Source organism: Aeromicrobium sp. PFPM2_SD2 (assembly GCF_057364525.1).
In genome coordinates this window covers 1-1,790 of the sequence record NZ_JBNFNZ010000481.1, presented here as the reverse complement: position 1 = coordinate 1,790, position 1,790 = coordinate 1, and the positions used below count along the sequence as shown (strand labels likewise).

General features: G+C 75.1%; 2 protein-coding genes. One reads left to right on the top strand and one right to left on the bottom strand.

Translation table 11 applies throughout. From position 1 onward, the window contains the following. Nucleotides 1-932 (bottom strand): aminotransferase class V-fold PLP-dependent enzyme (locus AC2W7G_RS15340; RefSeq protein ID WP_485869201.1); only part of this gene is annotated, 932 nt, incomplete at its 3' end. 198 nt (nucleotides 933-1,130) lie between these two features. Here AC2W7G_RS15340 and AC2W7G_RS15335 point away from each other — a divergent pair. Continuing rightward, nucleotides 1,131-1,790, top strand: a 660-nt coding sequence (locus AC2W7G_RS15335) for an FAD-binding protein (RefSeq protein ID WP_485869200.1), incomplete at its 3' end; no start/stop codon positions are given.

Sequence of the window (1,790 nt, the reverse complement as noted above, 5' to 3'; positions counted from 1 at the left end):
CCAGCGGCGGCCAGCCGCTCCTCGGCACCGTCCGCCTCGAGCGCGACGATCGCCGACGGCGACGCCGGCAGGTCCAGCGCCTCACGCACCCGGTCGGCCAGGCCGGTGCAGTGCTGCTGCACCGCGTCCATGTCCAACGAGGCGAGCCACGGCATCGCCACGCCCGCGCCGACGAGGGTGAACCAGGCCGGGGACGTGTCGAGCCGCCGCGCGTCGTCGGCCAGCAGCGGCGGCAGCTGGTAGGTGTTGGCCCACGGACGCTCGGAGGCGTACCAGCTCGCCGACAGCGGCACGAGCGACTCCGCGGCGTCCGGGCGCACCGCCATCCAGGCGGCGCCGCGCGGCGAGACCAGCCACTTGTAGCTGCCCCCGACCACGACGTCCGCCCAGCCGACGTCCAGCCGCATCCAGCCCATGGCCTGCGTGACGTCCAGGACGACGCGGGTCGAGCGCCCGGCCAGGCTCTCCCGCAGCGTCGGGACGTCCAGCACGTACCCGTCCGCCGACTGCACCAGGCTCACGGTGACGACGTCGAACTCCCCCGCCCGGCGCTCCAGGTCGCCCGGTCCGAGCGCCGTCACCGTGACGCCGCGGTCGCCGTGGACGTGGAACGGGGCGCTCACGCTGGTGAACTCGCCGGTGAGCGTGGCGACGCGCGACCCGTCCGGGACGGCCGCGGCGACCAGCCCGATGAGGGCCGACACACTGCCGCCCATCGCGACCGTCGCGGCGGGCACCCCGGCCAGCGACGCGAACGCCTCGCGCGCGGCGGCGACCGGCACCTCGAAGTCCCGGGGCGTCATCTCGCCCAGCTCCCAGGCGCGCAGGGCGCCGCGCAGCACCTCGCCCTGACGGCGCGAGGCCAGTCCGTAGGTGGCCGAGTTCAGGTATCCGGGGGCGCCGTCGAAGGTCTCGCCGTAGATCTCTCGCACCTGCGGGACGCTACCGGCCGTCCAGCACCACCGGGAGGGCCACTCGCGTCCCCCTGGCCCCTTCCGCCTGCTCGGGAGCGGTGAGCAGGCAACCCTTCAGGCCCCTCATTCCGTTGCTGAGTCACCGCTCCGCGGAGGAGGCGGGTGAATCCACGGGTCTCGGTCCGCACCGGGGTGGCGTGCGCCACAATGCTCGGCATGGATGCTGACGTCGTCGTCGTGGGAGCCGGCCTGGCCGGCCTCGTCGCCACCGCCGAGCTGGTCGAGGCCGGACGCTCGGTCGTCCTGGTCGACCAGGAGGGCGAGCAGGGCCTCGGCGGTCAGGCCTGGTGGTCGTTCGGCGGGCTGTTCCTCGTCGACTCCCCCGAGCAGCGCCGCCTGCGCATCAAGGACTCCGTCGACCTCGCGCTGCAGGACTGGCTGGGCAGTGCCCAGTTCGACCGCGCCGAGGACGACCACGCCCGCCGCTGGGCCGAGGCCTACGTGCACTTCGCCGCCGGCGAGAAGCGTGCCTGGCTGCACGAGAAGGGCCACCGGCTCTTCCCCGTCGTCGGCTGGGCCGAGCGCGGCGGCGGCCTGGCCGGCGGGCACGGCAACTCCGTCCCCCGCTTCCACATCACCTGGGGCACCGGCCCGGGCATCGTCGAGCCGTTCGAGCGCGTCGTCCGCGACGGCGTCGCCCCGCGGCCTGGTCACCTTCGCCTTCCGTCACCGCGTCGACGAGCTCGTGGTCGAGGACGGCCGCGTCGCCGGCGTCCGCGGCGCCCGGCTCGCCCCCGACTCCTCGGCCCGGGCCTCGCCACGAACCGGGGACGTCTCGGCGACTTCGAGCTGCGTGCCCAGGCGGTCCGGTCCGTG